Source organism: Thiohalocapsa sp. (assembly GCF_022340605.1).
Classification (GTDB): domain Bacteria; phylum Pseudomonadota; class Gammaproteobacteria; order Chromatiales; family Chromatiaceae; genus Thiohalocapsa.
In genome coordinates this window covers 41,048-58,782 of the sequence record NZ_JAJDNQ010000142.1, presented here as the reverse complement: position 1 = coordinate 58,782, position 17,735 = coordinate 41,048, and the positions used below count along the sequence as shown (strand labels likewise).

At 67.0% G+C, this 17,735-nt stretch carries 16 protein-coding genes and 1 tRNA gene; 13 read left to right on the top strand and 4 right to left on the bottom strand.

Annotation, left to right across the window (positions count from 1 at the left end):
* The first annotated feature begins 42 nt into the window (after positions 1-42).
* The 8 genes from bchM to bchJ all read left to right on the top strand — a co-directional run bounded on the left by bchM (position 43) and on the right by bchJ (position 8,149).
* Positions 43-774: a magnesium protoporphyrin IX methyltransferase gene (gene bchM / locus LJE69_RS17810; protein ID WP_296927377.1), complete on the top strand. Its 732-nt coding sequence runs from the start codon at positions 43-45 to the stop codon at positions 772-774.
* Positions 774-2,231, top strand: coding sequence for a BCD family MFS transporter (locus tag LJE69_RS17805; protein ID WP_296927376.1), 1,458 nt, complete (start codon positions 774-776; stop codon positions 2,229-2,231). Before bchM ends, LJE69_RS17805 begins: the two co-directional genes overlap by 1 nt.
* A 24-nt stretch (positions 2,232-2,255) precedes the next feature.
* Positions 2,256-3,026 (top strand): photosynthetic reaction center subunit H, encoded by a 771-nt coding sequence (gene puhA / locus LJE69_RS17800; RefSeq protein WP_296927375.1) that lies wholly within the window; start codon positions 2,256-2,258, stop codon positions 3,024-3,026.
* Positions 3,023-3,709, top strand: a complete 687-nt coding sequence (gene puhB / locus LJE69_RS17795; protein WP_296927374.1) for a photosynthetic complex putative assembly protein PuhB — start codon at positions 3,023-3,025, stop codon at positions 3,707-3,709. Before puhA ends, puhB begins: the two co-directional genes overlap by 4 nt.
* Before the next feature lie 31 nt (positions 3,710-3,740).
* Positions 3,741-4,217, top strand: a complete 477-nt coding sequence (gene puhC, locus LJE69_RS17790; RefSeq protein ID WP_296927373.1) for a photosynthetic complex assembly protein PuhC — start codon at positions 3,741-3,743, stop codon at positions 4,215-4,217.
* 169 nt (positions 4,218-4,386) lie between these two features.
* On the top strand, positions 4,387-5,355 hold the full coding sequence (gene puhE / locus LJE69_RS17785; RefSeq protein ID WP_296927372.1) for a putative photosynthetic complex assembly protein PuhE: 969 nt from the start codon (positions 4,387-4,389) through the stop codon (positions 5,353-5,355).
* A 696-nt stretch (positions 5,356-6,051) separates the two neighbouring features.
* Positions 6,052-7,419 (top strand): oxygen-independent coproporphyrinogen III oxidase, encoded by a 1,368-nt coding sequence (hemN, locus tag LJE69_RS17780; RefSeq protein WP_296927371.1) that lies wholly within the window; start codon positions 6,052-6,054, stop codon positions 7,417-7,419.
* Positions 7,420-7,528: 109 nt separating this feature from the next.
* Positions 7,529-8,149, top strand: a complete 621-nt coding sequence (gene bchJ, locus LJE69_RS17775) for a bacteriochlorophyll 4-vinyl reductase (RefSeq protein ID WP_296927370.1) — start codon at positions 7,529-7,531, stop codon at positions 8,147-8,149.
* A gap of 53 nt (positions 8,150-8,202) precedes the next feature.
* Here bchJ and LJE69_RS17770 read toward each other — a convergent pair whose 3' ends face one another.
* The 4 genes from LJE69_RS17770 to LJE69_RS17755 all read right to left on the bottom strand — a co-directional run bounded on the left by LJE69_RS17770 (position 8,203) and on the right by LJE69_RS17755 (position 10,121).
* On the bottom strand, positions 8,203-8,652 hold the full coding sequence (locus LJE69_RS17770) for a nuclear transport factor 2 family protein (RefSeq protein ID WP_296927369.1): 450 nt from the start codon (positions 8,650-8,652) through the stop codon (positions 8,203-8,205).
* A 46-nt stretch (positions 8,653-8,698) separates the two neighbouring features.
* Positions 8,699-9,115 (bottom strand): hypothetical protein, encoded by a 417-nt coding sequence (locus LJE69_RS17765; RefSeq protein ID WP_296927368.1) that lies wholly within the window; start codon positions 9,113-9,115, stop codon positions 8,699-8,701.
* Between the two features lie 98 nt (positions 9,116-9,213).
* Positions 9,214-9,300 (bottom strand) — tRNA-Leu (locus LJE69_RS17760).
* A gap of 320 nt (positions 9,301-9,620) precedes the next feature.
* Positions 9,621-10,121, bottom strand: coding sequence for a nuclease-like protein (locus tag LJE69_RS17755; protein ID WP_296927367.1), 501 nt, complete (start codon positions 10,119-10,121; stop codon positions 9,621-9,623).
* Positions 10,122-10,311: 190 nt separating this feature from the next.
* Here LJE69_RS17755 and lipA point away from each other — a divergent pair, with 190 nt between their 5' ends.
* The 5 genes from lipA to acnD all read left to right on the top strand — a co-directional run bounded on the left by lipA (position 10,312) and on the right by acnD (position 17,735).
* Positions 10,312-11,289, top strand: a complete 978-nt coding sequence (gene lipA / locus LJE69_RS17750; protein WP_296927366.1) for a lipoyl synthase — start codon at positions 10,312-10,314, stop codon at positions 11,287-11,289.
* A gap of 199 nt (positions 11,290-11,488) precedes the next feature.
* Entirely contained in the window at positions 11,489-11,980 is a 492-nt protein-coding gene (locus LJE69_RS17745) for a hypothetical protein (protein ID WP_296927365.1), read from the top strand.
* A 240-nt stretch (positions 11,981-12,220) separates the two neighbouring features.
* Positions 12,221-13,048 (top strand): YdcF family protein, encoded by an 828-nt coding sequence (locus LJE69_RS17740; RefSeq protein ID WP_296927364.1) that lies wholly within the window; start codon positions 12,221-12,223, stop codon positions 13,046-13,048.
* A 698-nt stretch (positions 13,049-13,746) separates the two neighbouring features.
* The gene (gene prpC, locus LJE69_RS17735) at positions 13,747-14,895 is read left to right on the top strand and encodes a 2-methylcitrate synthase (RefSeq protein WP_296927363.1); all 1,149 of its coding nucleotides are present in this window, start codon (positions 13,747-13,749) and stop codon (positions 14,893-14,895) included.
* 236 nt (positions 14,896-15,131) lie between these two features.
* Positions 15,132-17,735 carry a Fe/S-dependent 2-methylisocitrate dehydratase AcnD gene (gene acnD / locus LJE69_RS17730; RefSeq protein WP_296927387.1) on the top strand — a complete coding sequence of 868 codons (2,604 nt, stop codon included), beginning with the start codon at positions 15,132-15,134 and terminating at the stop codon, positions 17,733-17,735.

The window sequence follows — 17,735 nt, the reverse complement described above, 5'->3', positions numbered from 1 at the left end:
TTGACCGCGCAGCAGAGACCCCGACCACAGAGCAACGCGTCTATGCCGAGTACCTCGTATCAAGAGCGCCGCAGCCAGGTGGAAGCCTATTTCGACCGCACGGCGGCCGAGACCTGGAAGCGCCTGACCTCGGACGCCCCGGTGAGCGGCATCCGTGCCACCGTGCGCGCCGGCCGCGACGAGATGCGCGCCACCCTGCTCGGCTGGCTGCCGGAGGACATGAGCGGCAAGCGGCTGCTGGACGCCGGCTGCGGCACCGGCATGCTGGCGCTGGAGGCGGCGCGGCGCGGTGCGCAAGTCTATGCCGTTGACTTGTCGCCGACGCTGATCGAGAACGCCCGAGAGCGGCTGCCGGCAGAGCTGGCGGGGCAGGTCGAATTCGCCGTGGGCGACATGCTAGCCCCCGGTCAAGACGCTTTCGACTATGTTGTATCAATGGACAGCGTCATCCACTACGAGCGCGACGATGCGTTAGGCGTCATCGCCGGGCTCGCCGAGCGGGCGCGCGAGCGGGTGCTGTTCACCTTCGCGCCGCGCACCTTCCTGCTCGCGCTGATGCACGCCGTCGGCCAGTTCTTCCCCCGCAGCGACCGCTCGCCGGCCATCGTGCCGGTGGCCGAGCGCGCGTTGCGGCGCGGCATCGCCGCCGAGCCGCGGCTGGCGGGCTGGCAGGTGGGCCGCACGCGCTGCATCCAGCGCGGTTTCTACACCTCCCAGGCGATGGAGTTGATCGCCTCCACGGCGTCGAACGCTCCCACGGAGTCGAACGTCTAATGAGCCTCTACCCGGCCGAGCTCCGCCGCTATCTGATGCGCGACCTGCTGCCGCGGGTGCTGCCGTTCTCGGATGCCGCGACCGCTGAGCTGCCGCTGCCGCGGCTGCTGCGCCTGTCGCTGTTCCAGGGCTCCGTCGGCATGACCATGGTGCTGCTCTACGGCACGCTGAACCGCGTCATGGTGGTGGAGATGGGCGTCCCCACCTGGCTGGTGTCGCTGATGGTGGCGCTGCCGGTGCTGTTCGCGCCGCTGCGGGCGCTGATCGGCTTCAAGTCGGACAATCACCGCTCCGCCTTCGGCCTGCGCCGGATACCGTACATCTGGTTCGGCAGCCTGATGCAGTTCGGCGGACTCGCCTTCATGCCCTTCGCGCTGCTGCTGCTCTCCGAGGGCGGCAACGCGCCGCCCATCGTTGGACAGCTGGGTGCCGGCATGGCGTTCCTGCTCGCCGGCGCCGGCCTGCACACCACCCAGACCGCCGGGCTCGCGCTGGCCACCGACATCGCGCCTAAGATGAGCCGGCCGCGGGTGGTGGCGCTCCTCTTCGTCGCGCTGCAGATCAGCATGCTGGGCAGTGCGCTGTTGTTCGGGCTGCTGCTGACGGACTTCACGCAGATGCGCCTGATTCAGGTGATCCAGGGCGCCGCGGTGGCGACCATGGTGCTGAACGTGGTGGCGCTCTGGAAGCAGGAGTTGTGGGACCGCAAGCGCGCTGCGCAGATGCGGCGCGAGCGCGACGCGGGCCGGCCGCGACCCAAGTTCCGTGAGAGCTGGCGCGCCTTCATCGAGGCCGGCCGCTCCAAGCGCCTGCTCGTCGCGCTGGGCCTGGGCACGGCGGGCTTCACCATGCAGGAGATCCTGCTGGAGCCTTACGGTGCGCAGGTGCTCGGCCTCACCGTCGCCGAGACCACGCGGCTGACGGCCATCTGGGCGTTTGGCACGCTGGTCGCCTTCGGGCTGGCGGCGCGGACGCTGACCCGCGGTGCGGACACCTACCGCCTCTCGGCCTACGGCGCGCTGATCGGTATCTGCGCCTTCACTGCCGTGATTTTCTCGGATCCGCTCGATTCGCCCTGGCTGTTTCGTGCCGGCGCGATGCTGATCGGCTTCGGCGGCGGGCTGTTCGCCGTCGGGACGCTGACGGCGGCCATGAATATGGCCGACGACGGTGCTCACAGCGGCCTCGCACTGGGCGCCTGGGGCGCGGTGCAGGCCACTGCTTACGGCGTTGCCATCGCCTTCGGCGGGGCTATGCGCGACGTCATCACGCACTTCGCCGCCGAAGGGGTTTTTGGGCCCGTCCTCACGGGTCCTGCCGTGGGTTACGACGCGGTCTATCACCTGGAGATCGTTTTACTGTTCGCTACCCTGATCGCAATCGGGCCGCTCGTCAGCAATGGCGGCGGCAATGGTGCGCGGTCTTCCTCGCGGTTCGGTCTTGCCGAGCTGCCCTAGTCATCCGGCCAATGGAGGTATCCCATGCCTGTCGGTGCCATTACAAGCTACATCGATGTCGCGCAGCTCGTGCTGTGGGTCTTTTGGTTCTTCTTCTTCTCGCTGGTGTTCTACATCCGCCGGGAAGACAAGCGTGAGGGCTATCCGGCCGAGTCGCAGCGGCTGGGCCAGACGGTGATGATGGAGGGTTTCCCGCCGCTGCCCAAGCCGAAGACCTTCACGCTGCCGCATACCGGCAAGAAAGTCGTCAAGCCGGGTCCGGACAAGCCGCAGTACAAGCTGAATGCGGTGCCCACCGCCAACTTCCCGGGCGCACCGCTGACTCCCACCGGCAACCCGATGCTCGCCGGCGTCGGCCCCGGCTCCTATGCGCTCCGCGACGATACCCCGGATCTCACCGAGGCCGGTCAGCCGCGCATCGTGCCCCTGCGTCTGGCCAACCACTTCAGCGTCGCCAAGGGTGATCCCGATCCGCGCGGCTGGCCCGTGATCGGCTGCGACGGCAAGCAGGGTGGCGTCTGCAAAGAGCTCTGGGTGGACCGCGCCGAGCCGCAGCTGCGTTATCTCGAAATCGATGCCGGCGGCAAGCGCATGCTGGCGCCCATCGGTCTGTGCAACATCCGTCGCAGCAAGGGCATCATCAACGTCGAGAGCATCACCGCCGCGCAGTTCAAGGACGCGCCGACGCTGAAGAGCTACGACCAGATCACGCTCGCCGAAGAGGATAGGGTGGTGGCCTATCTGGGCGCCGGTAAGCTGTATGCCACGCCGGACCGGGCGGAGCCCTTCCTGTGAGTGAGTTCGATATCGAGCCGGTTCCCGGCTTGCCGGAGCGGCTCCCCGAAGGGGAGCAGCTCCGTTGGCAGGGCGCGCCCCAGTGGCGCGCGCTCGCCGTGCGGGCGTTGCACGTCCGCACGGTTGCCATCTATTTCGGGCTGCTGATTGTGTTGCGCGTGGGTTACATGCTGGTCACGGGCGAATCGGCCAAGGTGGCGCTGCTGTCGGGTCTGTGGCTGGCGCTGCTCTGCCTTGCGGCGATCGCCATCCTGACCGTGACGGCGTACGCGCTCGCCCGCTCGACCATCTACAGCATCACCGACCGGCGGGTGGTGATACGCTTCGGCGTCGCTTTGCCGATGGCGGTGAACATCCCCTTCAGGGCCGTGCAGAGTGCGGGGCTGCGGCGCTATGCCAACGGTGTCGGCGACATCCCGATGGCGCTCGGCGACGAGCACCGTGTGAATTACCTCATCCTCTGGCCCAATGTGCGTCCGTGGCGCATTTTCGACGCCCAGCCAATGCTCCGCTGCGTGCCGGACGTGGATCGCGTGGCCGAGATCCTGGCGGATGCCCTGCGCGCGGCGACCACTGCCGAGCAGGTCGAGGCGACCGATCAACAAACGAACAACGACCGAGCAGATCCGGCGGGCAACGGCTCCTCCCAACAACTGGGCGCCGCGTCGGCCGCTGGCCACTGAGAAGTTTCCAATTGAGCAGGTTCTACTTGCCGTGAGTGACCCCTTCGAGGGCCGACCCTTCCCGCGCGCCGTGCTGATTGGCGCCGCGTTGCTGATCGGCTTCGTGATCCTTGCCGCCGCCATGGTGCGCGTCACTGGCATCGGCGGCACGGAGACGCCGCTGCCACCGGTGCTGGAGAGCCGTGAGCTGGTGTTCCTGGACAACGGCGACGGCACCACGACGGTGCGTATCGCCGGCGATAACGGCACGGTCGCGAAGCTCAGGTCCCACGTGGACGGCTTCGTGCTTGGCGTCATGCGGGGCATGGTGCGCACGCGCAAGGCCTATGACGCGCCGCTGGACGCGCCCTATGTGCTGTCGCTGCGTGAAGGCGGTGTGCTGCTTTTCGAGGACCCCCTTACCGGCCGTCGCATCGATCTGCGTGCCTTTGGTCCCACCAACACCGCATCGTTCGCACGCTTGTTGCGTGCGGAGCCTGCGCCCACGCCCGAGCCAGAGTCCCAGTGATGGGTCCCAATGATGGGTCGCAGTGATGGTCGGACACCGCAAGCTGGCGCGTCCGCTGCCCGGTGCCCCGGCAACGGATGGTCTAGGCTTGCGGCCGTCGCTGGTCGCGCTCGGGCAGCGGGCGCTTGCTGACAAGGGCGCACCCCGCGCCTAATAGGCGTTGCCAATCATGCTGAGCTACGTGCTCGCAGTGACCTACGCCCTGTTCCTCTGGTGGTTCAGTACCGGCGTAATCCTCTATCTGGACAAGCGCCCGGAGCACACCTATCCCTGGAGCATGCTCGGTGCCACCGTCCTGATGCTCGCAGGCTTCGTCGTCCTGGCCCTGACGCGCGAGCAGCCCTCCCTGTTGGGCGCCTATGCCTCCTTTACCGCCGGTGTGGTGATCTGGGGCTGGATGGAGATGAGCTACTTCATGGGCTTCATCACCGGGCCGCGGAAGGCACCCTGCCCCGAGCATTGCAGTGCCGGGCGACGGTTCGTGCTGGCGCTGTCCACGAGCATCTACCACGAGTTGGTCATTGTCGCCGCGGGCTGCGTGATGATCGTGATCACGTGGGGCGCGGCCAATCCGCTCGGCACCTGGACCTTCGTGATCCTGTGGCTGATGCGCTGGAGCGCCAAGCTGAACCTGTTCCTCGGCGTGCCGAATCTGAACGAGGAATGGCTGCCCGAGCGCATTCGCTTCCTCACCACCTACCTGGCCAAGCGGCCCATGAACCTGCTCTTTCCGATGTCCGTCAGCGTCGCGACGGTCATCATGTGTCTACTGGTGGACAGGGCCGTGGCGATGCCGGCTCCCGGTTTCGCCAGTGTGGCGCTGATGCTTGCCTCGACTCTGTTGGCCTTGGCAATTCTGGAGCACTGGTTCCTGGTTCTGCCGCTCGCGGACGGGGCGCTTTGGCGCTGGGCGCTGGGACCATCGGGGCCGCCGGCTCAATCTGCCGGTGACAGGGGGCCGGCGCCTTCGGCCGCGCGCAGCGAGCCTGGGCGCGGTGAACCTCGGAACTGGCCACAGTCCCGATCGGCGACGCGTCCCGCTGCCGAGCGCACGATGGAGGAGCGGGTCACTGCACCTCGTTTCCATGGCCCCGTGCTGCGCGAACGGCCGCTGCTGGTGGCCCCTCGTGGTCGCTGATCGCATCGAAATCCGGCGTTGAGGTGCTTTTGCCGGGCGTCGTTCAGGGACGGCTTGATGTGCATCAACGACGCTCGGCCACGGCCGGTCTAACTTTAACTCACCACCGGGGCATCGCCGTGCCGCGGCGGCCCGATCGCCGCACCGGCTCTGCCGTTGCGGCGGTTTCGTAAATAGAAAAGAAGAATGCGCTTCGCCGGAGTTGGCGATTTGCCACCAGGGTCTCTCGATATTGTCCCAAGATGGTCATCGGTCCGGCCGACGCCTAGGCGACCGGTTTGCCGGCGCCGGTCACGCGCCATCTGAGTTGACGACCTTGGCAGGCCCGGGCGGCACTGCGCAGCATGGATGCCCACGACAGGATTCAGACAACCGGCCGTAGACTCCGACAACCCCGCCGACCTTGCCACGCGCCGATCCGATACCGGCGCTGGCCGATGGCGGTGGTCGTCCCAGGGAGTCCGTCGGCGAGTCTTCATTGGGTCACGGAGGTCCGGACTTCGGTCGGGGAGACGCTGAGTCACCGTCCTTCTGTGATGGGCTTAGCGCGGAAGCCGTCGTTCAGGTTTCCGGCTCCCTGCATTTCCGCGTGCCCGCGTGCGCGGGAGTGGCAGGGCGTGGTGCCCTGCAGGGAGGGTTGTCGAGCCGCTTGGCAACGCTCCATTGTCAACCGGAAACCACAGAGGCCGCTCATTCATGTCCACCGCCGCTCCCGCCGAGTTATCCCCCGAACTGGTTCAACGGCTGACTGGACGCGGACGAAGATTTCAAGCTGCGATACGCTGCCCCAGCCGTCACGACGACTATGGCGCAGAGGATTACACCCGGGCGCTTGCAGAAGTGGCCATGCGTCCCGCCGAGACCCTCTCGCTGTACGTGCACATCCCGTTCTGTGCAGGGCGTTGTCTGTACTGTGGTTGCAACACCACGGTCACCCACGACAGCTCGCGCATGGACGCGTACCTGGATACGCTCGACCGCGAGATGGCCATGGTGGCCGAGCGTATCAATGGGGGCGACCGTGATGTGTTGCAGGTGCATCTCGCCGGCGGCACGCCCAACTATCTCAGCGAGGCGCAACTGACCCGCCTCACCGAAATGTTGGAGCGGCGCTTCCACCTCGTCGCCGACACGGAGCGCTCCATCGAATGCGATCCCCGCAGGGCCTCCGCGGGTCAACTGGAGTTGCTGCATGCGCTGGGCTTCCGCAGCATCGGCTTCGGCGTGCAGGATCTCGACCCCGAGGTGCAGCGCGCCATCGGCCGCATCCAATCCGAGGAGTTGATCCGCGACGTCTATTGGATGGCCCGGGAGATCGGCTTCGACAGCATCGGCTTCGATCTCATCTACGGCCTGCCGCAACAGACCGAGGCCGCCTTCGCGCGCACCATCGACACCGTGCTGGAGCTGGCGCCGGACCGGGTCGCCTGTTTCGGCTATGCCCGCAGGACCACCGACGGCCCCCATCAGCACGCAATCGACGTGCACGAGCTGCCCAACAATGCCGAGCGTGAGGGGCTGTTTCGCAACGCGGTGGCCGCCTTTACCCAGGCGGGCTACGCCTGGATCGGGCTCGACACCTTTGCGCTGGAGACCGACGACCTCGCACTGGCCCAGGCGGAGGGCCGGCTGCACCGCAACTGCATCGGCTACACCGCCACGCCGAGTGCGCACTTGGCGGGCCTCGGCGCCGGCGCCATCGGCGAGCTCCAGGGAACCTGTGTGCAGAACCAGCCGAACCTGGAAATCTGGCAACAAGAGGTGGTGGCGGGGCGCATCCCGGTGAACCGCGGCCATAGGCTCAACGAGCAGGACCGCCGCCGCCGTGATGCCATCTCGCACCTGATCTGCAATCTGGTGTTGCCGCAGGAGATGGCCGCCGACTGTCTGGACGACGAGTATCGCCGCCTCGCCGCCTATGCGGGCGACGGGCTGGTGGAGGCGCTGCCGGAGGGGCTGCGCGTCACCGAGGCGGGCCGCTTTTTCCTGCGTGAGCTCTGCACCGAGCAGGACGCCTACTTCCATTGGGACCGCGCGCGATGGCATTTTTCGCATTCCGAATGACGCGCAAGACGTCACGACGCCACTGTGCGTTGCCGCTGCCAGATCTCGGCGCGGAGGCGCTGATGCCGCGGCGGCAGCGGCGCCCACATGACATCGGGTATCTGCAATCTTGAGCGAGCATCAGCAAGAGGCGGCGTGCCATGCGGGCGCCGCCGAGGTGGCGCGCATCGGCCCCAATGCCATCATCCGGGTTGCCGAGTCACTCGAGGCCCGCTTCGGCAGCGCCTCGGAAGTCTTCGCGGACGCTGGACTGAGCCAGTACTTGGCGACGCCACCCACCGAGATGGTGGACGAGCGCGATGTCATCGCGCTGCAGCGCGCGCTGCGCCTGCGCCTCGGTCTGACCGAAGCACGGGCGGTGTCCTTCGATGCCGGGCTGCGCACCGGGGATTATTTGCTCGCCAACCGCATCCCGCGGCCAGCGCAGCGGGTGCTGCGCCTGCTGCCGCCGGGCCCCGCCAGCCGGATGTTGTTGAACGCTGTCGGGCGTCACGCCTGGACGTTTTCCGGCAGTGGGGACTTCAGCTTCACGGTTGGACGTCCCGTGCGGGTCAGCATCGCGGGCTGTCCCATCTGCCGCGGCAGTCAGGCGACGGAGCCCGTCTGCGACTTCTACGCCGGCGCCTTCGAGCGCCTGTTCCGGACCCTGGTGAGCCGTCGCACGCAGGTGCGCGAGGTGGCGTGCCAAGCCCAAGGCGCACCGGCCTGCGTATTCGAGATGTCCTGGTAACCGTCGCCGAATGATCGGCGTCTGCCCAAGGCGCCGGGCGACCCCTGAACCCCTCAGTGCAGCCGCCGCGTGGCTTCTTTGCGGGATGCTGCCAGATGGCCCTTGCGCTCTTCCTCCAGCGGCAGCGTGGCGTGATGCAGCACCATGCGCCAGCCGTTCGCCGTCTCGCGGTAGACGTTGGTGGCAATGACCCGAGTCAGCCCCTCGACATCCGCGTTGGCGCGTCCGATGCGCTCCTCCACCAAATGGATGCTGAGGTGCGCCGCGGCGGTGCTGTGCAGGAGCCGATGCCGCACCGTCGGTGCCGCGGCGCCGGCGAAGATCTGCCGCCAGCTCTCCAGAACGGCGGTGGCGCCCGTCAACAGATCGCCGCCGGGATGGATGCAGCGGGACTCGTCACCGCTGTGCCAGATGCGCGCCATGGCGCCGAGGTCGGTGGCCGCGAAGGCCCGATAAAATGCTTCTTCGGCGGCTTCCGGGCTTTCGAAAGACGAATCGGACATGAGTGTGACTCGGTGGGTGCGTGCGGCGGCCGGTCCCGGAGCTTGCTTAGCGCACCATGTCCAGCAGGTGCGTGTCCGGGTAGAGGTCGACGCCCAGGAATGTCTTGATGGCGTAGCCGACCAGCAACAGAAACACGACCACGGGCACCAACACGGCGGTACCCAGCAGAAGCGCTCCCGCCGCCGAGGCGAGCCGTTTCCATAGACGCTTTTCCTCGTAACGGGTGTTGGTGCGGCGGTCGCGTCCCGCCAGGAACACGAAATAGTAGCGGGCGAACAGCAGCGGCAGATTGCCGCGCACGTCGATACTGTGGCGGCTGATGGGGCGAGTCTGATCGACGGCGTCGCGAATGCAGCGGAACTGGTGCTCGGTCAGGGATGCGAGCACGGCCGGCTCGATCTTTGCCAAGACCGAACGGGTGAAGGGCGCAAGGTTGGGGTCATCGAGGGCACGCTGTTTCACCGTGGGCGCGCCTCGGCGAGGGGGTCGGGGCAGGCTCCCTCAAGCCGTTCCGGCATGGTAGCCGCGGCCGCTCGCGCGGCCGGGACGCCTGCGATGTATGGTACCGGGGACGAGACTCGAACTCGTAAGGTGTTGCCACCGGTGGATTTTGAGTCCACTGCGTCTACCAATTCCGCCACCCCGGCATTCAGTGCATTGGCGCCTGAGCGCCCATCCCTGCGCCGTCCTGCCTGGCCCGTCACCTGACATCCGCATGCTGTCGCCATCAACGGCGCCCCGTCTCTGCAGCCGCCGCCGTGGCTCGGACGCCGCCAGTCGTTCCAACGGACGACCGTTGCCCCGCGGAGTCAGCAGTTCCAAGCGGGCGGTGAACGTCAACTTGTACTCTGAACCGCGCAGACGGGAATCATACCCTGGTCCGTTGTCAGTCTCCACGCCTTAAGCAGCGCTGAAAACGTCCGGGCATCCTGCCCCGCAGGCACCGCCGAACACCTCGGCGGTGCCGTTACCGCCGTGGCATGGTGACCGAGTCCACCGGCCAGCCCCAGATGCCTATCTCGTGGGTGCGGGCGATGCGCTCCAGCGCGTGGTATTCGAAGGGCGCATTCGGCAGCGCCAGCGCCCAGCCGCGCTCGATCAGATAGGCGGCCAGGTCGGTTCCTGGATCGAAGCTGGAGCGGCCCTTCCAGCAGGTCGCCTGGACGCTGCCGTCGGCGTTGTGCCCGCGCTCGACGCAGCGGATGAACCCCTCGACAATGAAGTCCAGCGCCAGCACCCCGCGCTCGGCGCAGCGCACCGGCGTCTCCCAGCGCCGGCACTGGCGGTTGGTCTCCGGCATGTAGATGCCGAACAGATGCACGACGCGGTCGCCGATGATTAGGTTGCCGTCGTCGCGCACGATGCCATGGCCCTCGAAGTCGAAGTCCGCGGCGTTGGCGCCTGCTGCCAGGCTCAGCGCCAGCAGCAGCCATGGCTGGAGTCTGCACGTTGTCGAAGTTCGAAGCATTGTCCTGGAGACTCGAATTGGGGGCATGGATGCATCCCAGCACAGTGAACATAGTCCGCCAAGCGCGCGGATCGCTCCCGCCAGCTTATTTGGCGTCCCAGCTGCTAAACTACTGTGCGTTCTGTCGTTCCAATTCGTTCAGCCCGGCAGCAATGTCGCCCATCTCCGATCAATGCCACCGGAATCTCCCATGCCAGACGCGACTATGCTCGACGCCCCGTCCCGTCACTCGCCGGGCACTCACCAGCGCGGCCGCGACAAGGTGGCCCGCATCCCGGTGAAGGTGGAGCCGACGACGGCGCCGCCGCGGAAGCCGGCGTGGATCCGGGCAAAGGCGCCGACGGGCCCTGGCGTCATGCGCATCAAGCGGCTGCTGCGCGAGACGGGTCTGGCGACCGTGTGCGAGGAGGCGCAGTGCCCGAACCTCGGCGAGTGCTTCGGCCACGGCACGGCCACCTTCATGATCCTTGGCGACATCTGCACCCGCCGCTGTCCGTTCTGCGACGTGGCCCACGGGCGCCCGCAATCGCTGGACGACGCCGAGCCGGAGCGCCTGGCCGAGTCCATCGCGCGGATGGGCCTCGAGTATGTGGTCATCACGTCGGTGGACCGGGATGACCTGCGGGACGGCGGTGCCGGCCACTTCGCGGCCTGTCTCAGGGCGGTGCGTGCGCGTTGCCCGGATATCCGGTTGGAGGTGCTGGTGCCGGACTTCCGCGGCCGCGAAGCGCGCGCACTGGATGCCTTCTGGGGCGAGGCGGCGCCGGATGTCTTCAATCACAATCTCGAGACCGTCCCGCGGCTGTACCCGGAGGCGCGTCCCGGCGCCGACTACGCGGGCTCGCTTGCGCTGCTCGCGCACTTCAAGGCGCGCCATCCGCGGGTGCCGACCAAGTCCGGTCTCATGCTCGGCCTGGGCGAGGAGCGCGACGAGGTGCTCGCCGTGATGCGCGACCTGCGGGCACACGGCTGCTCCATGCTGACGCTGGGCCAGTACCTGCAGCCGAGCCGCGAGCATCTGCCGGTGCGCCGCTTCTGGACGCCGGACGAGTTCGATGCGCTCCGCGTGGCCGGTGAGGCCATGGGCTTCGAGAACGTCGCGAGCGCGCCCATGGTGCGCTCGTCCTACCACGCCGATCTGCAGGCCCGGCCGCTGGTGCAGGGCTAAGGCGATTTCTGTCAACAAACATGCCGCCTGGCTCGTCTTCTCGCCCGCCTTCTTTGTCGCGGCAATGCGCACATAGAACGACTATGTGCACGCTGCCGCTTCTCGAAGGCGAACGAGCATCCTGCGCCACTCGGTATGTTCGTTTCCGGCAATCGCCTAAGGGGCCGGCCAAGGTATCGACACACTGGCGGTCCCCGGCATGTCTGTCTTGTTGAACGGCCTCTGGCTGTTGCTCGGTTTCGGCGTCTTCATGGCACTCATCTGGAGCGTCTACGCGGTGAATCGCGCCGCGGCGCGCCGCTTCGGCTACGAGCCCTTCTCGCTGCCTAATGCCGCGCTGATGCTGGTGGCGAACCTGCTGCTGCTGTCCGCGCTGACGCCCGCCGCGCAGGCGCCGTCCGGCGACGTGGCCCTGCGTACCCAGGTAATGCTGGGCGCGGCCGCCGTGCTGGCCCTCTGGCTCTTCGTCATCATTGCGCGCCGCAGCAATGGCTGGTATGCCCTCTATGCCGTCGCGCTGATGAGCGTCGGTGCCATCGCTGTCCTGCCGAGCCTCGTGTTCATGCGCTTTGCGGTCGCGCCGGCCGAGACGAGTGGGGAAGGTTCGCGGCGCCAGGCGCAACCGGCGCGCGACCCGACGCAAGACGCGACTCGAGTGCCTCCCAAGGGCATGGACGGGCCGCGCGGCTGAACCGAGGTCTGGCGCATCCGCCGCGAGCGTCGAGATCGCTCCGTCTGCCCGCGTGGGGCGCCGTCTTTGGTGCAATGAGCATCCAGTCGCGGCGGGAACGCCGCGCCCACGGAAGCGAGGCCGCGGACCGAATGATAATCAAGGCCCCGCTGCGCACGTGGATACTCGATCCTAGCCCCTAGCCCCTAGCCCCTAGCCCCTAGCCCCTAGCCCCTAGCCCCTAGCTCCTCACTGAATGGGATGGAAGCCTACACGATCATCAAACAGCTCCTGCTGCCACCGGGCCTGTTGCTGCTGCTGCTGGCGCTAGCCTTCTTTCTGGTGCGCGGTACGCTCGGGCGGCTGGTGCTGTTCGTGGCCTGGACCCTGTTGCTGGCGATGAGTGTGCCGTTGTTTGCCGGGCTGCTGGTGCAGGCGGCGGAGCCGTATCCGGCGCTCACGGAGGCGGACCTTCGGCACACCGATGCCGGGGCCATCGTCGTGCTGGGGGCGGGCGTCTACTCGGACGCACCGGAATACGGGGGCACGACGGTGGATGGGCACAGCATGGTGCGCAGCCGCTACGCGGCCTGGTTGCAGCGGCGCACGGGGTTGCCCATCTACCTCACGGGCGGCTCTGGCGCCGGGGCTCCGGCTCCGGCGATGCGCCGCTTCCTGGAGCAAGAACTGGGGGTGCCTGTGGCGGCCGTGGAGGACGCGAGCCGCAACACTTGGCAGAACGCCACCTTCACCGCGCCGATGCTCGAGGCCGCCGGCATCCATCGCGTGTTGCTGGTGACGGAAGCCTGGCATATGCCAAGGTCCGTGGCTGCCTTCGAACGGGCCGGCGTCGAGGTTGTGCCCGCGCCCACCTACTTCGTCTCGAGCGGCCGGCGCCTGGGAGATGATCCGCGCCTTCACGGGGGCGACCGAGGGGGCGACTGGCGCAACTGGCTGCCGCAGGCAAAGGTCTGGTGTGCCAGCTTTTACGCCATCCACGAGTTGCTGGGTGGCTTCTACTACGACCTGCGCGCCCGACTCGTTTCTTCATCTCAAGATGGCCGGTTGAGCATTGACGCAGATCAATAGCACGGCACGCCGGCTTCTCGCCGCTGTCGGGTTCCGGCGCCGCTTATGCACAAGTGTCGCAGGGGAGCGCCCGGTGTCGCAGTTGGTGGAAGAGACTGACATGCAATCTCGGAAGGCTGTCTAAGTGTCTGTTTTTCATATGCAACGGAACCTGGCCAAATGCTGGCCACTTACACGGGATTGTCATGCACACAGGGACTTAGATTCTTTGCCCCAGTTTCTTCCACAGACTTATCCACAGGGCGCGTGAATAAGTGCGCCAGGCCAAATCTGGGTCGATGGTTAGGCGAAAAGCTTAGAAATTGCATCAGGAGTATCGGCTAAGTTGCTTGCTGTTCAGGTGGAGACGCTGTCAAGTCAGGCGCCGACCGGCTGCCGGGCGGATTTGTCCCCGAAATCCTTACGAACCCTGTTCGTGCTCGCGATATGGCAGAGCGCTGGGCGCTGAGGCAGGCGACCTCCTATGCCCTGCGCCTGATCACCGTCTGACATCACGTAACGGGCTGCCCGGTGTCGTTGCCAAGTAGGTCCGAGCGTGCACAGATTGACGCCGCTAGCTCGGCGGGCTAGGGGCTTGCCGACCAAGCCATCGGGCCGACTCCGCACCCATAGAGACTATAGGTTGCCCGCCGGGTCGCATTTGGCGGATGCTTCCGCGTTTCGATCATCGGGCGAGATGCCACCACGAGGAGGGGCTCATGAGCGAGCACAACAACAAGCCCAAAGCCAAGAAGTCCGTCGCGCTGTCCGGTGTCACCGCCGGCAACACGGCGGTCTGCACCGTCGGTCGCACCGGCAACGACCTGCACTACCGCGGCTACGACATCCTCGACTTCGCTGATCAGGCCGAGTTCGAGGAGATCGCGCACCTGCTGATCCACGAGCGCCTGCCGAGCCACGCGGAGCTCGCCGCCTACAAACGCAAGCTCAAGGCCCTGCGCGGCCTGCCGGCGGCGCTGAAGACGGCGCTGGAGCAACTGCCGCCCTCGGCGCACCCGATGGACGTGCTGCGCACCGGCTGCTCCGTGCTCGGTACCCTGGAGCCCGAGAAGGACAGCATGCCGCTGGCCGCCGCCCGCGACATCGGCGACCGGCTCATGGCCAGCTTCGGCTCCATGCTGCTGTACTGGTATCACTTCGCGCACAACGGCAAGCGCATCGAGGTGGAAACCTACGACGACTCCATCGGCGGCCATTTCCTGCACCTGTTACACGGCGAGGCGCCGTCCGCGGACTGGGTGCGCGCGATGCACACGTCGCTGATCCTGTATGCCGAGCACGAGTTCAACGCATCCACGTTTACCGGCCGTGTCGTCGCCGGCACCAATTCTGACATGTACAGCGCCATCACCGCTGCCATCGGCGCGCTGCGCGGGCCGAAGCACGGCGGCGCCAACGAGGCCGCCTGCGAGATCCAGCAGCGTTACGCCAGTGCCGATGAGGCCGAGGCCGATATCACCGAGCGGGTGGGGCGCAAGGAGATCGTCATCGGCTTCGGCCATCCGGTCTACACCATCGGCGACCCGCGCAACGAGGTCATCAAGGCCGTCGCCAAGCGCCTGTCCGAGGGCAACGGCGACATGCTGATGTTCGATGTGGCCGCGCGCCTGGAAACGGTGATGTGGGATCTCAAGAAGATGTTCCCGAACCTGGACTGGTTCTCCGCGGTCTCTTATCACCAGATGGGCGTGCCGACGGCGCTGTTCACACCGATCTTCGTCATCTCCCGCACCTCCGGCTGGGTGGCGCACGTGATCGAGCAGCGCATCGACAAGAAGATCATTCGCCCGAGTGCCAACTACGTTGGCCCTGAAAACCGGACCTGGGTGCCGATCGAGGAGCGCTGACGCGGTGCTCGCGAAGCCACGGCGTCGCGGGAAGAGATTCACGCGAAGCCGCGAAGCCGCGAAGGATGGACACGGCGGGGAGGATCGTAGGTCGGGTTAGCAATAGCGTAACCCGACAATCAACGGCTCGCTCTGGTTCCCACGCTCCAGCGTTGGGAACCCAGGATGGCCGCTCCAGCGGCACGTGGTGCTCCAGAGACGTTGCACCCTGGGCATGTGCTCTCACCAGAATCATGATCAACACCGACTACCGCAAGCCCCTGCCGGGCACTGAGCTGACCTACTTCGACGCCCGCGAGGCCGTCGAGGCCATCGCCCCCGGCGCCTACGTTAAGCTGCCCTACACCGCGCGCGTGCTGGCCGAGCAACTGGTGCGCCGCTGCGACCCCGCTGCCCTGACCGAGTCCCTGCGGCAGATCATCGGCCGGAAGTGCGAGCTGGACTTCCCCTGGTACCCGGCGCGGGTGGTCTGCCACGACATTCTGGGCCAGACCGCGCTGGTGGACCTGGCCGGTCTGCGCGACGCCATCGCCGAGCAGGGCGGCGACCCCGCCAAGGTGAACCCGGTGGTGCCGACCCAGCTCATCGTCGACCACTCGCTGGCCGTCGAGGCGCCGGGCTTCGATGCTGACGCGTTCGCGAAGAACCGTGCCATCGAGGACCGCCGCAACGCCGATCGCTTTCACTTCATCGACTGGTGCAAGACCGCCTTCAACAACGTGGACGTGATACCGGCCGGCAACGGCATCATGCACCAGATCAACCTGGAGAAGATGTCGCCGGTGGTCCAGGTGCGTGACGGCGTCGCCTTCCCGGACACCTGCGTCGGCACCGACTCCCACACCCCGCACATCGATTGTCTCGGCGTCATCGCCATCGGCGTCGGCGGCCTGGAGGCGGAGACGGTCATGCTCGGGCGGCCGACCATGCTGCGTCTGCCCGAGATCATCGGCGTGAAGCTGACCGGCCGGCGTCAGCCGGGCATCACTGCGACGGACATCGTGCTGGCGCTGACGGAGTTCCTGCGCAACGCCAAGGTCGTCTCGGCCTGGCTCGAGTTCTTCGGCGACGGCGCCCGCGGCCTCACCATCGGCGACCGCGCGACGATCTCGAACATGACCCCGGAGTTCGGGGCGTCCGCCGGTATGTTCTATATCGACGAGCAGACCATCGCGTATCTGAAGCTCACCGGGCGCGATCCGGAGCAGGTGGCCCTGGTCGAGACCTACGCCAAGACTACCGGCTTGTGGGCGGATGACCTGGCGCAAGCCGAGTACGAGCGCGTGCTGGAATTCGATGTGTCCACCGTCGGCCGCAACATGGCCGGCCCGTCGAACCCGCACCGCCGCCTGCCGACCAGTGCGCTCAGTGAGCGCGGCATCGCCGGCAACCTGGATGCCGCCAGGCATGAGGAGGCCGAGGGCAAGATGCCCGACGGCGCCGTGATCATCGCCGCCATCACGTCCTGTACCAACACCTCCAACCCGCGTAACGTGGTCGCCGCCGGTCTTATCGCCCGCAAGGCGAATGCACTCGGCCTGACCCGCAAGCCCTGGGTCAAGACCTCCTTCGCGCCGGGCTCCCGGGTCGCCCGACTGTACCTGGAAGCATCAGGCCTGCTGCCGGAGCTGGAAAAGCTGGGCTTCGGTATCGTCGGCTACGCTTGTACCACCTGCAACGGCATGAGCGGCGCCCTGGACCCGAAGATCCAGCAGGAGATCATCGACCGCGACCTCTATGCCACCGCCATCCTCTCCGGCAACCGCAACTTCGACGGCCGCATCCACCCGTACGCCAAGCAGGCCTTCCTGGCCTCGCCGCCGCTGGTGGTCGCCTATGCCATCGCCGGCACTGTGCGCTTCGACATCGAGCAGGACGCGCTGGGCACCGATGCCGACGGCAACTCCATCACGCTCAAGGACATCTGGCCGTCGGACGAGGAGATCGACGCCATCGTGGAGCAGTACGTCAAACCGGAGCAGTTCCAGCAGGTCTACATTCCGATGTTCGACCTCGGCGCCCGTGAGCAGGCCGAGAGCCCGCTCTACGACTGGCGCCACCAGAGCACCTATATCCGCCGTCCACCATATTGGGAAGGCGCGCTCGCGGGGGAGCGAGCGCTCACGGGCATGCGCCCGCTCGCGGTCCTCGGCGACAACATCACGACGGATCACCTGTCTCCGTCCAACGCCATCCTGCCCACGAGCGCCGCCGGCGAATACCTGGCGCGCATGGGCCTGCCGGAGGAGGACTTCAACTCCTACGCCACCCACCGCGGCGACCACCTGACGGCCCAGCGCGCCACCTTGGCGAACCCCAAGCTTTACAACGAGATGTGCCGCGACGCCAACGGCGAGGTCATCCAGGGCTCGCTCGCCCGCGTCGAGCCGGACGGCGAGCAGATGCGCATGTGGGAGGCCATCGAGACCTATATGAACCGCGGCCAGTCGCTCTGCATCATCGCCGGCAAGGACTATGGCCAGGGCTCATCGCGTGACTGGGCCGCCAAGGGCGTGCGCCTGGCCGGTGTCGAGGCCATCGTCGCCGAGGGCTTCGAGCGCATCCACCGCACCAACCTGGTGGGCATGGGCGTGCTACCGTTGCAGTTCCAGGACGGCGAGAACCGCCACACCTATGGCATCGATGGCACCGAGACCTTCGACGTGACCGGCGACCTGGCTCCCCGCGCCGAGCTGATCGTCGTGATGCATCGGGCGAACGGCGAGCAGGTCGAGATCCCGGTCACCTGCCGGCTGGATACGGCCGAAGAGGTCCAGGTTTATGCGGCCGGCGGCGTGCTGCAGCGGTTTGCGCAGGACTTCCTGGCTGCGGCCGCCTGA

What these genes read in the sequence shown, in the direction of transcription:
- hemN (WP_296927371.1), top strand. Translation starts at nt 6,052, where the DNA reads ATGTCCACCGCCGCTCCCGCCGAGTTATCCCCCGAACTGGTTCAACGG.
- LJE69_RS17770 (WP_296927369.1), bottom strand. Translation starts at nt 8,652, where the DNA reads ATGTCCGATTCGTCTTTCGAAAGCCCGGAAGCCGCCGAAGAAGCATTT.
- LJE69_RS17740 (WP_296927364.1), top strand. Translation starts at nt 12,221, where the DNA reads ATGGAAGCCTACACGATCATCAAACAGCTCCTGCTGCCACCGGGCCTG.
- bchM (WP_296927377.1), top strand. Translation starts at nt 43, where the DNA reads ATGCCGAGTACCTCGTATCAAGAGCGCCGCAGCCAGGTGGAAGCCTAT.
- LJE69_RS17755 (WP_296927367.1), bottom strand. Translation starts at nt 10,121, where the DNA reads ATGCTTCGAACTTCGACAACGTGCAGACTCCAGCCATGGCTGCTGCTG.
- puhA (WP_296927375.1), top strand. Translation starts at nt 2,256, where the DNA reads ATGCCTGTCGGTGCCATTACAAGCTACATCGATGTCGCGCAGCTCGTG.
- lipA (WP_296927366.1), top strand. Translation starts at nt 10,312, where the DNA reads ATGCCAGACGCGACTATGCTCGACGCCCCGTCCCGTCACTCGCCGGGC.
- puhE (WP_296927372.1), top strand. Translation starts at nt 4,387, where the DNA reads ATGCTGAGCTACGTGCTCGCAGTGACCTACGCCCTGTTCCTCTGGTGG.
- prpC (WP_296927363.1), top strand. Translation starts at nt 13,747, where the DNA reads ATGAGCGAGCACAACAACAAGCCCAAAGCCAAGAAGTCCGTCGCGCTG.
- LJE69_RS17745 (WP_296927365.1), top strand. Translation starts at nt 11,489, where the DNA reads ATGTCTGTCTTGTTGAACGGCCTCTGGCTGTTGCTCGGTTTCGGCGTC.
- LJE69_RS17805 (WP_296927376.1), top strand. Translation starts at nt 774, where the DNA reads ATGAGCCTCTACCCGGCCGAGCTCCGCCGCTATCTGATGCGCGACCTG.